Origin of the sequence: Tenacibaculum sp. HL-MS23 (assembly GCF_032463465.1) — a bacterium.
Lineage (GTDB): Bacteria > Bacteroidota > Bacteroidia > Flavobacteriales > Flavobacteriaceae > Polaribacter > Polaribacter bernardetii.
This window is the reverse complement of the sequence record NZ_CP135989.1, coordinates 1,030,907-1,049,059: the sequence shown is the minus strand read 5'-3', so window position 1 is coordinate 1,049,059 and position 18,153 is coordinate 1,030,907. Positions and strand designations below refer to the sequence as shown.

The 18,153-nt window shown below is 31.5% G+C and carries 16 protein-coding genes and 1 other RNA gene; 5 read left to right on the top strand and 12 right to left on the bottom strand.

The features are described from left to right. Nucleotides 1-141: 141 nt before the first annotated feature. From RRF68_RS04830 to RRF68_RS04815, 4 genes are all read right to left on the bottom strand, one after another. On the bottom strand, nt 142-774 hold the full coding sequence (locus tag RRF68_RS04830) for a hypothetical protein (protein ID WP_315945174.1): 633 nt from the start codon (nt 772-774) through the stop codon (nt 142-144). A 1,550-nt stretch (nt 775-2,324) separates the two neighbouring features. Further along, complete coding sequence (locus RRF68_RS04825) at nt 2,325-3,512, bottom strand: tyrosine-type recombinase/integrase (RefSeq protein ID WP_218773344.1); 1,188 nt, start codon at nt 3,510-3,512, stop codon at nt 2,325-2,327. A gap of 102 nt (nt 3,513-3,614) precedes the next feature. Further along, complete coding sequence (locus RRF68_RS04820; RefSeq protein WP_315945173.1) at nt 3,615-6,059, bottom strand: TonB-dependent receptor plug domain-containing protein; 2,445 nt, start codon at nt 6,057-6,059, stop codon at nt 3,615-3,617. Between the two features lie 12 nt (nt 6,060-6,071). Then, the gene (locus tag RRF68_RS04815) at nt 6,072-7,763 is read right to left on the bottom strand and encodes a M23 family metallopeptidase (protein ID WP_315945172.1); all 1,692 of its coding nucleotides are present in this window, start codon (nt 7,761-7,763) and stop codon (nt 6,072-6,074) included. A 151-nt stretch (nt 7,764-7,914) separates the two neighbouring features. On the opposite strand from RRF68_RS04815, the gene RRF68_RS04810 reads away from it, so the two are divergent. From RRF68_RS04810 to rny, 4 genes are all read left to right on the top strand, one after another. Next, nucleotides 7,915-8,205 carry a hypothetical protein gene (locus tag RRF68_RS04810; protein ID WP_218773342.1) on the top strand — a complete coding sequence of 97 codons (291 nt, stop codon included), beginning with the start codon at nt 7,915-7,917 and terminating at the stop codon, nt 8,203-8,205. A gap of 12 nt (nt 8,206-8,217) precedes the next feature. Continuing rightward, the gene (locus tag RRF68_RS04805) at nt 8,218-8,505 is read left to right on the top strand and encodes a cell division protein ZapA (RefSeq protein ID WP_218773341.1); all 288 of its coding nucleotides are present in this window, start codon (nt 8,218-8,220) and stop codon (nt 8,503-8,505) included. Between the two features lie 55 nt (nt 8,506-8,560). Beyond that, nucleotides 8,561-8,669, top strand: a non-coding RNA gene (ssrS, locus tag RRF68_RS04800) — 6S RNA. Between the two features lie 49 nt (nt 8,670-8,718). Continuing rightward, nucleotides 8,719-10,284 (top strand): ribonuclease Y, encoded by a 1,566-nt coding sequence (gene rny / locus RRF68_RS04795; protein ID WP_218773340.1) that lies wholly within the window; start codon nt 8,719-8,721, stop codon nt 10,282-10,284. Between the two features lie 55 nt (nt 10,285-10,339). Here rny and RRF68_RS04790 read toward each other — a convergent pair whose 3' ends face one another. Next, a complete protein-coding gene (locus RRF68_RS04790; RefSeq protein WP_218773339.1) occupies nt 10,340-11,038 on the bottom strand; it encodes a hypothetical protein in 699 nt (232 codons plus the stop codon). A 238-nt stretch (nt 11,039-11,276) separates the two neighbouring features. Here RRF68_RS04790 and RRF68_RS04785 point away from each other — a divergent pair, with 238 nt between their 5' ends. Further along, nucleotides 11,277-11,771: a DinB family protein gene (locus tag RRF68_RS04785; RefSeq protein ID WP_218773338.1), complete on the top strand. Its 495-nt coding sequence runs from the start codon at nt 11,277-11,279 to the stop codon at nt 11,769-11,771. 5 nt (nt 11,772-11,776) lie between these two features. On the opposite strand, the gene RRF68_RS04780 is transcribed toward RRF68_RS04785, so the two are convergent. From RRF68_RS04780 to murQ, 7 genes are all read right to left on the bottom strand, one after another. After that, on the bottom strand, nt 11,777-12,889 hold the full coding sequence (locus RRF68_RS04780) for a gliding motility-associated C-terminal domain-containing protein (protein WP_218773337.1): 1,113 nt from the start codon (nt 12,887-12,889) through the stop codon (nt 11,777-11,779). Between the two features lie 47 nt (nt 12,890-12,936). After that, complete coding sequence (locus tag RRF68_RS04775) at nt 12,937-14,130, bottom strand: hypothetical protein (protein WP_218773336.1); 1,194 nt, start codon at nt 14,128-14,130, stop codon at nt 12,937-12,939. 124 nt (nt 14,131-14,254) lie between these two features. Further along, nucleotides 14,255-14,959 carry a hypothetical protein gene (locus RRF68_RS04770; protein WP_218773335.1) on the bottom strand — a complete coding sequence of 235 codons (705 nt, stop codon included), beginning with the start codon at nt 14,957-14,959 and terminating at the stop codon, nt 14,255-14,257. Nucleotides 14,960-14,993: 34 nt separating this feature from the next. After that, entirely contained in the window at nt 14,994-15,929 is a 936-nt protein-coding gene (locus RRF68_RS04765) for a hypothetical protein (protein ID WP_218773334.1), read from the bottom strand. 116 nt (nt 15,930-16,045) lie between these two features. Next, a complete protein-coding gene (locus RRF68_RS04760) occupies nt 16,046-17,101 on the bottom strand; it encodes a D-alanine--D-alanine ligase (RefSeq protein WP_218773333.1) in 1,056 nt (351 codons plus the stop codon). A 1-nt stretch (nt 17,102) separates the two neighbouring features. Beyond that, nucleotides 17,103-17,342 (bottom strand): DUF6095 family protein, encoded by a 240-nt coding sequence (locus tag RRF68_RS04755; RefSeq protein WP_218773332.1) that lies wholly within the window; start codon nt 17,340-17,342, stop codon nt 17,103-17,105. Next, nucleotides 17,335-18,150, bottom strand: a complete 816-nt coding sequence (murQ, locus tag RRF68_RS04750; RefSeq protein WP_315945171.1) for an N-acetylmuramic acid 6-phosphate etherase — start codon at nt 18,148-18,150, stop codon at nt 17,335-17,337. Before murQ ends, RRF68_RS04755 begins: the two co-directional genes overlap by 8 nt. Nucleotides 18,151-18,153: the final 3 nt, after the last annotated feature.

The following is an 18,153-nucleotide window of genomic DNA, read 5'->3' as shown; positions in this document are numbered from 1 at the left end:
ACAACGTGTTTGTATAAGATTAGTTGCGTGGTTTAAGCACTAAAGTTAGCAAATAAATCACAGATAGAAAGTCCGAGAGGACTTTCGTAAGTAGGCTAGAACTAGCAATTAATTTTATACGTTGTTGTGTGTAGGCTTTTTTCATTTCCAAAATTTCCATTTAGGTTTCTTTCTTATTGGTTTTTCTTGTAATTCAAGCCTATTTTTCATTTCCAAATTTGGATTTTTTTCTAATATTTCTCTAAAACTTCCGCCTGTAATTTCTTTAGTCTTAATGTTTAATGAAAACTCGCTCCATTCTTTTAATGAGTTTGTTGGATCAAAAGACATTCCACTTAAAATTCCGTTTTCAAAAGTTAAATCTTTAAATCCGTCCCACGAAATTCGTTCACTTGTCCATAATTCTCCGTTTGAATTGTCCAACATTTGAACTCCAACTTGGTCAATACAAATTAGACTTCCATTTTCAGCTTGAAATACATCAGTTATTACAAGTCCAAAAGTCAAAAGAGGTTTTTCAGAATTTGGATTAATTACATAGCCAATTCCGCCAGCCAAAACAACAATAATATTTTTCTCTGGAAAATCAAATATTCTATTCAGTTCTGTCCAACCTGGCTGAAAATTAGCAACCCAATCTGTTTCGTTATTTTTATAAAATTTAACTACAAATCCTTCTTTATAAAAAGATTCTCCGTTTTGTGTTACAGGAATATACATTGGTCCGTAAGCAGGGAGAGAATTTAATATTTCATATCTGATTTTTGTTTCCAATTTTCCTTTTTTTAGCTTACACACAACGGTTTTTTGTATAGAAAGTTGCTTTGTAAGAGCTCGGCGAATTTTCCGCAGGAAAATTGGACTTAATTAAAAAGCACAAACTATTTAGTTTAGCTAAAATAAAGCAATTTTTATATACAAGTTGTTAGTAAATGCGTTTTTTTCGACAAGTAATTCTGTTTTATGATTTCCGATATTTTCAAAATTCAACGTTTGAGTAAATAATTCCGCATAGATTTTCAGCTCTGCAAAATTGCTAAATTCCGCAAGAGTGATTTTTTGCGTTCAGTTCTGTTGTTGCTAACGCTTAAAATTCCGTTTGAGTAAGAATTCCGTAAAGTTGCTCTAAACTTGGGAATGTTATTTTTCTAGTGTTGACAGAAAAGGTAATTGTAAACTAGAATTATTCCACAATAAGTTTCATGATTTTAATACAGAATTGTTTCCGTCTGAGTGATTTCTAAAGTTTTTACTAACGGCTTTGTGCTTATAGTTTGTTGCGTAAATTTAGCGAAAAAATAATAAATAAAGCACAGACTTTTACGCTTGCGAGGTTTTTCCGCAGGAAAAACTGTTTAGCAATAAATTATGCACATTGTTGCCCACAGTAGTTTTTTTCGGTTAATAATTCCATTTTTTGCTTTCTAACATTTTCAAAATTCAGGGTTTGAGTAAACAATTCCGCAAAGATTTTCAAGTCCGCAAAATTGCTAAATTCCGCAAGAGTGATTTTCTACGTTCAGTTCTGTTGTTGTCAACGTTTAAAATTCCGCTTGAGTAAGAATTCCGTAAAGTTGCTCTAAACTTGGGATTGTTATTTTTCCAGTGTTGACAGAAAAACGTAATTTAAATTAAAATTATTCCACAATTAATTTCTTGCTTTTTAACTCAGAATTGTTTCCGTCTGAGTGATTTCCGCTATTGTGGGCAACGGCTTTGTGCTTATAGTTTGTTGCGTAAATTTAGCGAAAAAATAATAGATAAAACACAGACTTTTACGCTTGCGAGGTTTTTCCGCAGGAAAAACTGTAACCGCAATAAATTATGCACATTGTTGCAAGTTGTGATTTTCGGTTAATAATTCCATTTTTTGCTTTCTAATATTTTCAAAATTCAGCGTTTGAGTAAATAATTCCGCAAAGATTTTCAACTCCGCAAAGTTGCTAAATTCCGCAAGAGTAATTTTCTGCGTTCAGCTCCGTTTTTAGACAATGTTTAAAATTGCGTTTGAGTAAGAATTCCGTAAAACTGCTCTAAACTTGTGATTGTTATTTTTCCAGTGTTGACAGAAAAACGTAATTTAAATTATAATTATTCCACAATTAATTTTTTGCTTTTCAACTCAGAATTTTTTCCGTCTGAGTAATTTTCCGCCATTACTTGCAACTCGTTATATAGAGAAATAACTTCCTCTTTTTTAATATATAGTTCCCGATAAAAGGAACTTTTGTTCTTGTTTATCAGCTCTTAAAAAATGCATTTCATAGCAATAAAATGTTTTTTTAAGAGCTACTAATATATAAAAATAATTGGCATTATTTTTCTTAAACCTTTCTAGAGTTTAAAAACTGATCTGATTCTGAAGTGTTTTTTTGTAGGCTCAATAATATAGTGTCTAGCGGACTCTTTATTTCTAATAAATCCTTTTTAGCTACGTGTGTATAAATCATCGTCGTTTCTGGCTTTGCATGGCCTAATAATTCCTGAATATGACGTAAACCAATACCGTTTTCTAATAAATGTGTAGCATAACTGTGCCTTAATGTATGCGGAGTAACATGTTTTTTTATGTTGGCAAGTCGGGTAGAGGTGTGCAAGAATTTTCGAATGCTACTTTCAGAATATTTTGTTCCGGTTGGGCTTTCAACAAAAAAACGTTTCGGCACATAAGTGCTAATATAGTTTTGTAATAAAGGTAAAAAACTGTCTGCTAAAATTACATACCGGTCTTTTCTTCCTTTTCCGTTTTGTACAAATAATTGTCTTCTAGTAACATCAATATGTCTTAACTCGAGTTTGGTTAATTCTCCAATTCGTAATCCGGCAGAATATAACATTGCCAAAATAGCACGGTGTTTTAAGTTTTTGGTAACTTGTAATAAGGTTACAACTTCTTGTTGTGATAAAACGGAAGGTAATTTCCTCGAGGTTTTAGGTCTTTCTAAAGTAAGTGACTCAATATTACATTTAGGATAATAAACAACAAACAATTTTAAAGCACTTATAAATTGTCGCTGCGAGCTTATACTGTAGTTCCTGGTAATAAAAATGGCTTCAATAAATAGCTCAACATTCTTATTGGTGAGTGATTCGATTGGTGCAGGCTGACTAAAATCAATAAAATCAGCAATAAAAGTAAAATACGTAAGCACCGTGCTTTCACTGTAACGTTTACCTCGCAAATATTTCACATAATTCCGAATAATTTCTTTGTTCGCGCTTGTAAGTTTACGTTCGGTTTTTACACCTCTGTGATATAGTTTTTTAGTAACCGATTCATCTACTTTAATATCAGCAATATCACTTAAAAGATGTTGTATGTCAGAAAATGTTTTATCAGTAAAAGGGCTAACCCATCCTTGTAGAGTTTTACTCCAAGTAAATTTTTTTAAACTCCTAATATGGTTAATTATAACATCATCATATTTAAAAGTTAGTAATAAAACTACTTTTTTTCTATGCAATGTTTTTTTTACAGAAATTACTTTTTTTGGTGTTGATTCAGTTTTCATATACTACCAAATATACAAAATGATTGATAATATATGTAGTTAATTTTAGTTAAGTTGTTTTAAATCAGTAGTTTGTTTTTTTGTTGGATGGTTTCAAGAATATTAAAACTGCATTCCTATTTTTAAGTTTAAAACTCTACCTGTCATGTAATTCGGAATTCCGTATTGTTGTTTGCTGTAGGCGTCACGAACCCAGGTATTGGTTATCGAATTTCTGATATCAAATAAATTAAAAAGTTCTAAACCAGCAGTTAGTTCTTTAAAATTACGCAAAAAACCAGTCGGTCTTTTTTTGTTGGCGTCTGTAAATACGTAGGATATTCCTACATCAGCACGTTTGTAATCATTTAATCTATTTTGATATTGATATACATCTGAATAAGCAGGAGCGCCACCCGGAAGCCCTGTATTATAAACAATATTTAAATAGGCTTTTAAATCAGGTATATTAGGCACATAATCCTGAAATAAAACACCGAATTTTAAGCGCTGATCAGTTGGTCTTGCAATATATCCTTGATTGTTGATGTTTTCTTCGGTTTTTAAGTAACCAAAACTTACCCAACTATCGTTACCAGGTACAAATTCTCCGTTTAAACGAATATCTAATCCGTAGGCATAAGCATCAGTTACATTATCCGCTCTATAACGAATACGAACATTGTCTACCGAATACGAATTTACATCAGATAAATCTTTATAATACAACTCGGTTGTTAGTTTAAAAGGACGTTGCCACATGGTAAAACTGTACTCATTACCTGCAACTAAATGAATTGATTTTTGGGCTTTTACCTTCGGATTAATTTGACCGTCATAACCTCTTAACTCTTTATAAAACGGAGGCTGAGAATACCAACCACCAGAGATTCGAAACAACATATCTTTATCCCAATCTGGTTTGATAGCAAACTGAGCTCTTGGACTAAATATAATTTGATTTTCAGCGCTTTCGTTAGCGGTTTTTACACTCCAATTATGAGCGCGTACACCAACATTCATCCATATTTGATGATTTTTCCAATTACTTTTTCTGCTGAATTGTAAAAAACCCGAAACACGATTAATATCTACATCATTATTTGCTCTAACAGTATTAAATGGTTCGATGGGTCCTGCAAAAGGTTCGTAAGGTTGATTGTTACCAGTAAGGTTTGGCGGACGTACGGTGAAACCTAAAGAATCTATCATTTCCCATTCACGTATGCGATCTTTTATATTTTCTGTTTGATATTTTACGCCTGTTTTCCATTCGTTTTTACCATCTTTTAAAGTGGCTTTAAGTTGAATATTACTTATTAAGGCATCTAAATCGTTGCGGGCATGGTTAATTTGCGACCCGATTCCTTGTGAAAAAGCGACCTCTCCAAAATTTTCAGATCCAATATTACTATCCACTTCTCCTAAATTATAAGAAGCGGCAATATCAAAATATTCTTCTTCTTGCGTATTAAAAGAAGAAATGGTTCCTGTAATTTTTAAGTTATCATTTACTTGATAATCGGTAGAAAAAGCACCAAAAAGTGTTTTAAATTGATCTTTTTCTTGCCCTTGATAAAAAACAATTAATTCTAACGGATTTACCAACGTACCAAAACGTGTTTTTCTTGTTAATGGTTCGTAATTATAATTATTTAAAGAAAAGTTACTTAAAAAATTGAAAGTAACTTTATCGGTTGCTTTGTAGGTTAAAAAAGATTGTACGTCGGTAAAAGTTGGTTTAAAATTTACATCTACTTGCTTACTGTTAACAAACAAACTGTTATCGCGATAACGAACACCAACAATGGCACTTAACTTATTATTTAAAAAAGCATGTTCTATCGTAAAACTTCCGCCTAATAAACTAACATCTAGTTGCGCACCAAATTCCGTTGGTTTGCGATACGTGATGTCTAAAACAGAAGAAAGTTTGTCGCCGTATTTTGCTTGAAATCCGCCTGCGGAAAAATTAATATTTTGCACCATTTGCGGATTGATAAAGCTAAGGCCTTCTTGTTGCCCCGAACGTATTAAAAACGGACGATATACTTCTATGCCGTTTACATATACTAAGTTTTCATCAAAATTACCACCACGAACATTATATTGAGTACTTAATTCGTTATTATTGCTAACACCTGGCAGGGTCATTAAAATATTTTCTACACCTGCGTTGGCACCTAAAATTTTCTTAACTTTTTTTGTGTCGATTTTTGTAACTCCTTGTGCTTCCTTTTTTAGGTTTTTAAGACTAACCTCTTCTAATTGTTCTGTTTTAAAAGTAAGAGAAGGAGAGAAGTTAAATGTTTTTTTACCTCTTGAAGTAAATTTTTTTGTAACCGTTTTGTAGGAAACGTGACTAAATGTTACGGCAACCGTTTTACGCATGGGTATGGTAAAAGTATAATCTCCGTTGGCGTTGGTTGTAGTTCCTCCAGATAGGTATGTAATGGCCACACCTTCTATAGGAATGTTAAATTTATTAGTTATGGTACCTTTTACAATTGCTGTTTTTTGAGCAAAAATTAATGAAGGGAATAGCAGTAAAAAAAGTAGTTTTTTCAAGGGTTTTATAGTTTATTTTTTGAAGAATGTTGCGGTAACAGTCTTTATATTTCCAACATTGTCAGAAACTACAAGTTTAAAAAGATGTTTGCTACCAACCAACTTTTTATCTGTAAAATCGTACGTAAGAATTCCTTTTTTATGGTTGTATTCCATTAATACCCAGCTACCATCTATGGTTGCACGGTAATTTTTTATACCAGAATCGCTGTCTTTAATTTTTACTTTTAAAGTTTTATTTTTTGATATCCACTGTTTGTCATTAAAATTGTACAACTTAATGGTGGGCTTTTCAGTATCATAAAGCAATGTGTAATCTCCTAAAATTTTCGTGGTAGTATATATTTTATTGATATTTTTTCTTGTAGAAACATACCTGGGGTATTTAGTGTTTGTAACATTGGCAATATATACTTGCTGTTTTTGTTGCTCGTTTAAAAAAGAGGTTTCGAAAGTTAATGTGTAGCGCTTGTCTATTGGTTTTGTTTTGTTATGAATTTTAGCAATACCGTCCTTAAAAGAAAAATAGATAAAACAATCTTCGTAAAAAGTGTTTTTAGGAAAAGCAACGGTTACATTGTTAAGCGTAAATTTTTGAAAGTTTTTAGCAACAATTTTATAATTTGTAGTGTCTTTTTGTTGATATACTAAATTACTTTCTACACCTCTTACAGGTATTTTAACAGAGGCAGTATTGTTTTTAAAATCTTTAGCAATGATTTCAACATTATAGCTTGCGTTTTTTTCAACAAGTATTTTACCATTGTTTATTAAGTTTTCATATAAACTTAATTTGTTGGCATCTACCTTATGTGTTTTTTGCACTTTACTTCTGTACGTTTTGTAGTGTTTATAATCAATTAATAAATTGATGTATTTGCTTTCAGAAAAAGAAAAAGTTTCAACATCGTGATAATAAACTCTGCTACCATTTACTTTCATCTCTAAACTGTAAATTCCGTTTTTGTTTAAAGCGCCATTTAATCTATCAAAAACACTAATTCCGAAACCAATAATTCCGCTAGCAGTAATACTTTCGCTGATAAAATTATTTTTACTGATTTTTTTAAATGATAAGACCGATTTTAAACTAGAGTTGTTAATTCGTGACTGTTCGTTTAAAGGATAAGCCATTATTTTTTTAATACTAGGCGACGTATCATCAGTTACAGTTATTCCGAAATGTAAAGGGTTTATAATACGCTCTGTTTTAGTATCTCTAATTTCATAATGCAAATGTGGTCCGCCAGAGCCACCAGTGTCACCACTATAACCAATAATTTGACCTTTGCTAACAGGAAATTGATCTTGCTTCGGAAATATGTTACCCGTTTGATAACTCTTTTTCTTGTACTGAATTCCTTTAACGTATTTCTGAATAACAGGTTTAAAATTTTTAAGGTGCGCGTATACAGTTGTATATCCGTTAGGGTGTTTAAGGTATATTGCTTTACCAAAACCATATTGCGATACTTTTATGCGAGAAACATATCCGTTTGCGGCTGCGTAAATTGGTAAACCTTCTTTACCTTGAGTTTTAATGTCGATACCCGAATGAAAGTGGTTACTTCTTAATTCACCAAAAGTACCTGATAAAACAATCGGTATTTTTAAAGGAGAAGTAAAGTAATTTTTAGGGTATTGCTTTTGTGCATTAACTGTATAATAGAATACTAAAAAAATAATAGAAAAATAAAATTTCAAGATATAGCGGTTTTAAAACAAAAATACTAAAAATAAGCTAAAACACTTAGATGTCTTATAATCAGTAGTGTTGTTAAAAAAACATTAAAATAGTTGTTATTTAAGTTCTATATTGATAACTTTGTAAGTATAGTTTTATTCTCACAAATAAATGAGTAACCCTTTAGAAGCAATTCATTTACTGGAAGATAAGTTAAAAAATCTACTTTCGAGGTATGAATTTTTAAAAGAAGAAAACCAAGTATTGCTTCAAAATAATGCAGAGTTACAAATTTTATTACAAGAAAAACAGCAAGAATTAAATAAAGAGCAAGAAGAATATAAATTGCTAAAAATTGCTAAAACTATAGAAGGCAGTAACGAAAATACAAGAGAAACAAAACTCAAAATAAATACATTAGTTCGAGAGATTGATAAATGCATTACTCTTTTGAATTCATAAAAAGTTCTTTACATGGCAAAGATTAAAGTTAATGTAGTAATTGCAGGAAGAACGTACCCGTTGAGTGTAGAAAACACAGATGAAGAACAAGGGATGCGTAGTGCAGCAAAAAACATTAACGATTTAATTGCTAAGTTTGAACAAAGTTATGCAGTATCAGATAAACAAGATGTATTGGCAATGTGCGCATTGCAATTTGCATCGAAATCAGAAATAGTATCTTTAACCAATACTAAAGAAAATACTGAAGTAATAAATAAAATAAATGATTTAGCTAACTTGTTAGATAAGCATTTGTAACGTTCTTTAAAATACATTATTAATATACTGCCTACATTAGTACATTGTTTGTTAAACTCAACACTATTTATTTAGAAAGGATGAGTCTTGGTTCGTAAAGCAAGCCGATTTTAGATCGGATCCTTGATAAGCCAGTTAGTCCTAAACCTGTTTTTTCGGAGTTTATAAAACCCATATTAATGTAGGCTTTTTTTATACAATCAAATTAAAATTATGGATGGAATATTATTTCCTGTATTAGCAGGAATTATAGGTATAGCAATAGGTTTTGTAATCGCTAAGGTATTAGAAAAATCGGCCGCTAATAAATTAATACAAGAAACAAAAAAGCAAGCGAGAAATATTGTAAAAGAGGCCAAAGTAGAGGCTGATGCAATAAAAAAAGATAAAATATTACAAGCCAAAGAAAAGTTTATAGAGCTAAAATCAGAGCATGAAAAGGTAATATTTTCTAGAGAAAAAAAGATGTCTGATGTTGAGAAGAGAATTAGAGATAAAGAAAGTCAAGTTTCTTCTGAATTAGATAAAAATAAAAAATTAAACAAATCTGTAGAGAAGAAAGAAGCAGACTTTGATTATAAATTAGATTTTTTAGATAAAAAAGAATCTGATTTAGAGAAACAACACAAACGTCAGGTAGATATGTTAGAGCAAATTTCTGGCTTATCAGCAGAAGATGCGAAAACAGAGTTAGTTTCATCTTTAAAAGATGAAGCAAAAGCAGATGCAATGTCGTTTGTACAAAACGCTGTTGAAGAAGCTAAAATGACAGCGCAACAAGATGCTCGTAAAATTGTATTAAATACAATACAAAGAGTAGGAGTAGAGCAAGCTGTAGAAAACTGTGTATCTGTTTTTAATTTAGAATCAGACGATGTTAAAGGTAGAATTATTGGTCGTGAAGGACGTAATATTCGTGCTTTAGAAGCCGCTACCGGAGTAGAAATTATTGTAGATGACACACCTGAAGCAATTATTTTATCTTGTTTTGATCCTGTTCGTAGAGAAATTGCTCGTTTATCAATGCATAAATTAGTAACAGACGGAAGAATTCACCCAGCAAGAATTGAGGAGGTTGTTAAGAAAACAGAAAAACAAATTAGTCAAGAAATTATAGAAGTTGGTAAACGTACTGTTATCGATTTAGGAATTCATGGTTTACATCCTGAATTAATAAAAATAGTTGGACGTATGAAATACCGTTCTTCTTATGGTCAGAATTTATTACAACACTCGCGTGAAGTAGCAAATCTTTGTGGTATTATGGCATCAGAAATGGGCTTAAATGCTAAAGCAGCTAAACGTGCAGGTTTATTACATGATATTGGTAAAGTGCCAGAAACAGAAAGTGAATTACCGCATGCTTTATTAGGAATGCAATGGGCAGAGAAGTTTGGTGAAAAACCAGATGTTTGTAATGCCATTGGAGCTCACCACGACGAGATAGAAATGAAGAGTTTATTATCACCTATCGTTCAGGTTTGTGATGCTATTTCAGGAGCAAGACCAGGCGCACGTCGTCAGGTATTAGATTCTTATATTCAACGTTTAAAAGATTTAGAAGATATCGCCTTCGGATTTAGTGGTGTGCAAAAAGCATATGCTATACAGGCAGGTCGTGAATTAAGAGTAATGGTAGAAAGTGCTAAGGTAAATGATACTAAAGCAGCTGAATTATCATTTAATATTTCACAAAAAATACAGAATGATATGACGTATCCAGGGCAAGTAAAAGTTACTGTGATTCGTGAAACAAGAGCTGTTAATGTTGCTAAATAATGGCAATAAATACTATTAAAAAATCCTCATCATAATTGATGAGGATTTTTTGTTTTTATCTATTCCTTTTAGACCTTCCTTTTTGCTCAGGAGTTGTTCTCTTTTTGTGATATTTTTTTGAATAATTTTTATTTTTACGCCTCTTTATAAGCTTACCTCTTTTTCCGGTTTTTGCATTAGGAACGGCTCTGTAATAAAAGAATTTTTTATCTTCTCTATACTTTCTGTAATTCTTTCTAAAGTCTCTTTTGTAAAAATACGCATCGTTATAATTAAATATGCTACCAATGTTAATATCAATATCTATACCTCCGTTGCTGTAATATACATCATCATTATAATGATTATTATACCTTACGTTTCCATAAAAACGAGGATTGTTCCAACGATCATACTTAATATTTAAATTTCCAACTTTTGATAGTTTTCCATATCTATAATCAATATAAATACTACCAATTCGTTTTACATTTCCTCTAGAATCATAATTGATAAAAGCATTACCAACTCTTCTTACTTTTCCGCTACGATCTCGCTCTATACGTACACCATTATATCTTGTGTTATTATAGTGTGTGTCAAAATCAAAATCTCCATTTAAAAATACGTGAAACTGTATATCTCTTTCGATAAAGGTAACTGCGTCGTTATAACGATTTACAGATTCAACTTTATTTGTTGATGTATTTATGTTTTCAGCACTCACTGATGCTAATGACATAATTGCTAATATTAAAAGTATCCCTTTTTTCATAATTAATAAATTTAGGGTTTCGCTTACTCTATTTGCTTTTCGGCTTCCGCATTTGATTGATATTTTTCAAAGAACGTGCCAAAAATATATTTTCCTATTTGTAATTAAGTATTAGGATTTGTTTTTTTAACGGTATGGTGTTGTTTTTCAGTGTGTTATGTGATAGTTGTGAAATACTTTATTTTAGACTTAAAAAAGTCTATATTTATAGATATTACTATTAAACCCCTAGTGAAAAATGATTGAAGCTATTGATAAAAATCTGCAAAGAGGAATAAAATTATTAAATGCTATTTCTGATGAGCAATACAGTAATAAATCAATTGCTCCATACTATTCGAGTATTGGTGCTAATATGCGGCACGTTTTAGATGTTTTTGCTTGTCTTTTTAACGGATTAGAAGATAATATTGTTGATTTTTCAGATAGAGAAAGAAATCAGTTAGCAGAAGAACAAACTAAATTCGGAATTGAATATTTTAACGATGTACTTAGGCAATTACATACTTTAGAAATTACAGATTATGATATTATTATAGCTGTTACAGATGATTTAGGAACAGGTAAAATTACGGCAAATTATACTTTAGCAAGTGCATTAATACAAGCACATACCCACGCGGTACATCATTTTGCTAGTATAGGTTTTATAATAAGTCAATTAGAAATAGAGTTGCCTGATGCAGATTTTGGATACAATCCAACAACACCAAAAAAAGCATTTATAGAGTAATAGTTTTACCTATGAATATACACCCAACCTCTCTGTATTTTAGATAGACTATCATCACCAAACCTTAAACGATAAAAATAAGTACCTACTGGTAAATCATTATTGGCTTTTATAGTTGCTCTACCAAAAGACTTTCCGTTCCAGTTATTCTTGTAATTCGTTTTTTTGTATACAATATTACCCCATCTATTGTATACTTCAAGTGTATTTTTCTTGTACTGATCTAAACTTTCAAATACTAAAGTTTCGTTTGTGGTATCTCCGTTAGGTGTAAATATAATGTTTACATTGTCTAGGTTACCATCAGAAAAGTTAGAACCTATTGTAATTACATCGTAATTATCGGGTATAAAATTATTAGAGGTTACCTGCCCTTTAGTAACACTACCTGATACAGCGATACGACCAAGATCTACCCATTTATTTATTACACTACTCCAGCCAACAACACGTAAATTTTCGATGTTTTCTGTCATGCCAGGTATGTTACTAAAAACATCCCAAGTTAATGTTATAGTAGTTTCAGTAGCTCCGTCTAGGTCCCAAAATTCATTTGTATTTATATTTTCAATGAATACTTGCTTCTGATCTGTTAAAAAAGAAGTACTAAATGTTATGGGAGCGTTAGGATCTTCATAAAAATAGGCTCCTTTAAATGTAGTATTCTGATTTTGTTCTGGTAAAATCATAGGCCTTATTCGATTATCATCTCCTATAGGAAATGTAAACTCATTTAAGCCTTCAACTTGAGAATAGCCATCAACATACCTATCATCATCTTCACCAGCATAAAAATTGTGGTTTATAAAATTTAAAGAAACAGATAAATCGTTTTTATCCGTTAATATTTTACCGTTTATAAAACTTAATTCATTAGTAACTCCCATAGAAATTTGAAGCTCTAAATCATTATAGGTATTTATATCAACATCATAAAAAACAGGCATGTTATTTCCCGTAACAACTCTAGTAATGTCATCACTGTAAAAACCAGTGAGTCCTTTGTTGTTATTAAAAGTTCCGTTGTTTATTAAATCGGTATGAAAACCTATTTTAGCATTGTTATGCAATTGTATATCGCCAAAGTTTTGAAACGCAGCTTGAGCTGAGCATAGCATACTTATGCTCACTAAAAATAGGAGTATGATATGTTTTCTCTGTTTTATCATTTAATAACTAAAACAATATTAAATAATACTGATGTTGAAATAATTGGTATTGAAGAGTTTATTGTCATAACCCCATTAGTATCTATGGTTACTGAACTGATAAGACCTGCACTATTATCATATGATGTCACATAATAATATAATTCATCGCTATTATACGCGTGGATCTGACTGGGGGCTCCTGAACTAACTACTTCTGGAGTACTAAATTGATCTAAATATTCTGAATAAATATTTACAGTAGTAGTTGATGTAAGTGGTTGAATATTTATTTCAATCGGTGGTAAATAAAATGTCTTAGCCGCTTTGATTGGTGTTATTTGAATCCAAGCGCCGTCGTTATATATAAAAATATCTTTATGGTTACCAGATGCAACAGAATATATAAAAACATCAGCCTCTACAGCTGTATAATCTACAGGAAATGCAAAAGTAGCAGGTGTTCTTGCGGTTACATTTGTAGATTCTGTTACGGTGTTAGGTGTATTCGTATTATCAATCCAATCAGTACCAGTAGCTGTTGATGATAGTATTTGGCCAGCCGTTCCTGCATTGTTATTAATATCTAATAAAGTACCATCTAATTCTAAGTTTTCTTTAATCGTAACTTTTGTTACGTTAGAGGTCTCTTCAATGTTTATAGCTTCAATTCCGCCTACAGCAAAACTTATGTCGTCTTGAAAGGGGCTATACATTCCTGTGTCAGTGTCGTCATTAAAACGATAAGCAGGTTCTCCTACATTACCATCTGAGTTTAACATTCCAGCGGATCTAATTGCACCTGAAACTTGAAGTTTATTTGTTGGTGTATTTGTTCCGATTCCAAATCGATTATTAGTATTGTTAAAAAAAAACTGAGAATTATTTTCAGTTGGTGTGCCATCGGTATTTGCAAAAAAAACGGAACCTGTGGCACCTGTATGGGTATTATCAATAGTTATTGATCTCCATTCTGTATTATCTCCATCCCAAATTTCTATTAAAGTAGGGTTGGGATATGTATCAAAATATATATCACCGGTAACCGCGTCAGTATCTGCCGGTTTTGTACCCGTAAAAACACGTGTATTCTTTATATTACTGATGGTTCCTTTATTGTCAATAACCTTAACTTCTTGTGCGAAAGATGAAGAAACAAAACAGAATAATAAGATAAAAAATGAGAATATATGTTTTAAATTTTGAGACATTTATACGATGTATATTAAAATAATTATTAGTTCATTGGTAGGAAGTTATAATAGAAAAGTTGGTTGGTGTTTATAACCAACTTTTCTTTATTTAACTTTAAGATAATTTTCGGTAAAAAATTAATTATTTATAATATTGAACTTCTATAATGTCACCTGCATATACAGCCCAAGCACCACCTACACTACCAGTAGGGTCAAGTGTAACTGTACTAGCAGCTACTGTGTAATCTACACCTGCAATTAATTTAGCCCCATTTCTATAAACCCACACTTTACTGTATTCAGGTAAAGGGATTTGAGCCCCAGTCATTGTTGGTGTGGCAGTTACTGCAGAAACATCATATGTAAGTTGGTTATTAGCAGCAGTAAAATATGTTTGACCACTGGTAATAAGATCGGTAACCAGTAGTTTTTTCATTTCTCCTGTAGCTTCGTCTCTCACAACTAAGGTATATCCAGTTGCATCATATGCCGTAGCAGCCGCGTCAGCTGATGCATCAGCAGTACCAGTAATAGCAAATGTCTGACCATTAGTATCAATAATAGTACTTTCAGTTAAAGTACCTCCAAGTTGCCAAGTTGTAACAATACCTCCATCTGGAGCGTTATCAGTAAACATTGTAATACCGTTATTTGAAGTAAGAAATTTTTTTGTTCCTTTGTTATCAATAACTCTAACATGCCCTCCTTGAGCATCAGCTATAGCTTCATTTCCTTTTCCAAGAGAAGTAGTTGCACCTCCTGCAGTTTGTGCATTTACTGCACCAAAGCTTATAAAAGCGATTGCAGCTAGAGCTAATTTAAAATTGTTTGTAATTTTAGTCATAATTAATTATTTTAAAGTTAATAATTTGGTTTAGTTAATAATATTGTATGATTCTTATTTGATCACCTAGGTAACAAGTAGCCCCAGGTTCAATTTGTATGGTATTTGTATTTATGACAGTGAAGTCAATACGAACACCATTTCGGTATACATTCACTTTTTTAGCATCTTCAATAGTTAAAGGTGGGCTGAACTGTACTTGTCCATCAAAGGCAGTAATTTCAGAAACTTCTTCATTAAATAATCGTGAAGAAGGCACTTTTCTTAAAGTACCATTTGCTCGATTAACTGTAATTACTTCATCTTCATTTAAGTTTCCGTCTTTTAAACCTGTTATGGCTAGGGTGTTTATAGTATTGGTTTCTATAGTTGTAGGTTTAATTAGTACACCACCTAATTGTACAGTATTGCTACTATCTATAAATAATCCGTTATTTGCCATTAGTGTGAAGTATGAATTTACCCAGTTAGCACCATCAAAGGCATATATATAACCTTTAGTATTATCTACGTATACATCACCAGCAATTGGGTTTACAGCTGATGCTGCATTCGGAGGTCCCGAGCCTCTCCTAGGGTTGTTGTCTATCGAGATCCAATTTGAGCCGTCCCAAATACTTGTTAAGTTATTCTCTGAGTCGTTAATCCAAAAATCACCAATGTTATTGTCTGTTGGTGGAGTAGTGTTTGTGGTAACTTTTATATTAGAGTTACACAGATTTTTCCAAATTAATCCATCAAATAAAAACACGCAGTTTGCATTGGTATTAAATACCAATGCTCCTCTAAGTGGAGACATAGCATTCATTTGTACCTCTGACATTCGACTTATAACTAACGCTTTATTAGTACTTTCTAATTCTAAAATAGAATATGAGTCAATCAAAGATGGATTATCACCTACTTTTACCTGGCCATAAATAGTGATATTAATTAAAAGGAAAAAGAGTAAAAATAGTTTTGTCTTCATATAATTACTTAGGTGGTTAGCTACACAATAATAATGATAATTTGAAGAAAATAAAATTTTATTTTTTTAAAAAAAATAATATAAGAGGTTGTCTTGTAGTGTTTTGTGTTATTTTTTTAGGGTTTTTGGGTGTTTTTTATTTTTAAAATATATTTTTTAAGTGCTAACATTTCATAAGTAAAAAGTATAGAGTTCTTATAAGGAGTGTTAAATTTTTTATTATTTACGGTTGCTATTTCATAAATGCTTTTCCAATGATCTCTTATACATTTAAGAGCTTTAAAATAGGTGTAATTTTCAGAATCGTAAATATGTGTAGGTTCTGCTAGTATTCCGTTTATTTCAATAATTTTAAAATCATCACCATTTTCTAGAGCAGAAAAAGAGTTGTATTTTAAATCGATACGGCCATAATACCAACCAGGAATAGCGATGCTTAGTTTATCGAAAGTTTTTATTAATTTCTCATTAATTAAGTGATTTCCGTTTAAAAAATGCGTTCCTTTAGAGTGGTTTCCTATAGCAGTTAGTTTTACTACCTCTTCTTTTTTAGGAATTTCAGCTAGCTTTTCTTGATGAATTTCGCTGAATAACTCTATATATAACCTAGCTCTATCATCATTTAAAATTAGTTCTTTTAATGATGATTTTCCATCGCCTGTAACCGCTAAAAAACGCTTTAGAGTTAAAGAAGTAATATGGCCTTGATTATTTTGCGGATTACGGTGATAAAAAACACCACATTCATTTTCGAAATCAAGAAATTCTTGAATAATGATATTGATTTTATACTTGTTTAAGTATTCTTTCAATTCAGCTTCAGAATATATTTTCTTTACTAATAAACCTCTAAAACCAATGTCTGGTTTTGCTATTAAAGGGAATTGAATTTGTTGCTCTTTTATTTTAATTAAAACAGTATTGAATTCGCTATTAGGTTTTACTAATATCGATTTAGGTCTGTACCTTTCAGGAATCAACATGGTAGTTTCGTACTTGCTCTCGGTACCATTTCCTGAGCTTTTTATGGCAGGATTTACAGCACTAAAAAAGGCAAGGTGTTTAGCTTTAAAAGCTAAATAAAAAGCATACGGTAAATTAGGAACATAAAACATAGCCGTTGGCCAGTGTTCCCATTTTGTAAGTCTCTCTATAGTAGTATTTTTTCTCAAGTTATTTTTGAAATAAATAGTCTAAAAACGCTTTTATTGTTTTAAATCCGAAGTATACAGTAAATAAAATTAAAAAAGTACCTAAAGTTAATAATACATAAGCAATATAAGTTTCAGGCGCTTCGGTGTAAATTCTAAAAGCTTTAAAACCGAAACTTAATACAATAGGAGACAGTATTAATAGCCCTAATAGAAAAACAAATTTTCTTACAACAGTATCAAATGTTTTTGTCTTATTCATTCGGATAGTTTTTAATTACAGTACGTACGTTTCCGTATTTTTTTAATAGTTTACTAGCTGTTTCTTGGCTGATATTTAATTCGGATACTAGCATTTTTTCTCCTCTATCTACCAATTTTTTGTTTGATAACTGCATGTCAACCATTTTATTACCTTTTACTTTGCCTAGTTGAATCATAGTAGCGGTAGATAACATGTTTAATACTAATTTTTGAGCAGTACCAGCTTTCATACGTGAGCTTCCGGTTACAAATTCCGGGCCAACAACAACTTCTACCGGAAATTGTGCTGTTAAAGCTAACGGACTGCCTTCGTTGCAAGTAATACATCCTGTAATAATGTTGTTTTTATTGCATTCTTCTATAGCTGTAATTACATACGGAGTCGTACCCGAGGCAGCAATACCAACAACTACATCTTTATTTGATATGTTATGTTCTTGTAAATCTATCCAGCCTTGGTTTGTTGAGTCTTCGGCATTTTCTACAGCTTTTCTTATGGCAATATCTCCACCAGCAATAAGCCCGATAACCAATTCATGAGGAACTCCAAAAGTAGGAGGACACTCGCTAGCATCTAAAATTCCCAAACGACCACTTGTACCAGCGCCAATGTAAAACAATCTGCCGTCTTCTTTTAATTTGATAACAATTTGTTTTGTCAATTCTTCTATTTGAGGCAATGCCTTTTGAACAGCTAAAGGAACTGCTTTGTCTTCGGTATTTATGTTTGATAATAATTCAGAAATACTCATTTTTTCTAATTGATTGTATTTCGAAGATTGTTCTGTAGTTTTAGTAAAGCTCATAAA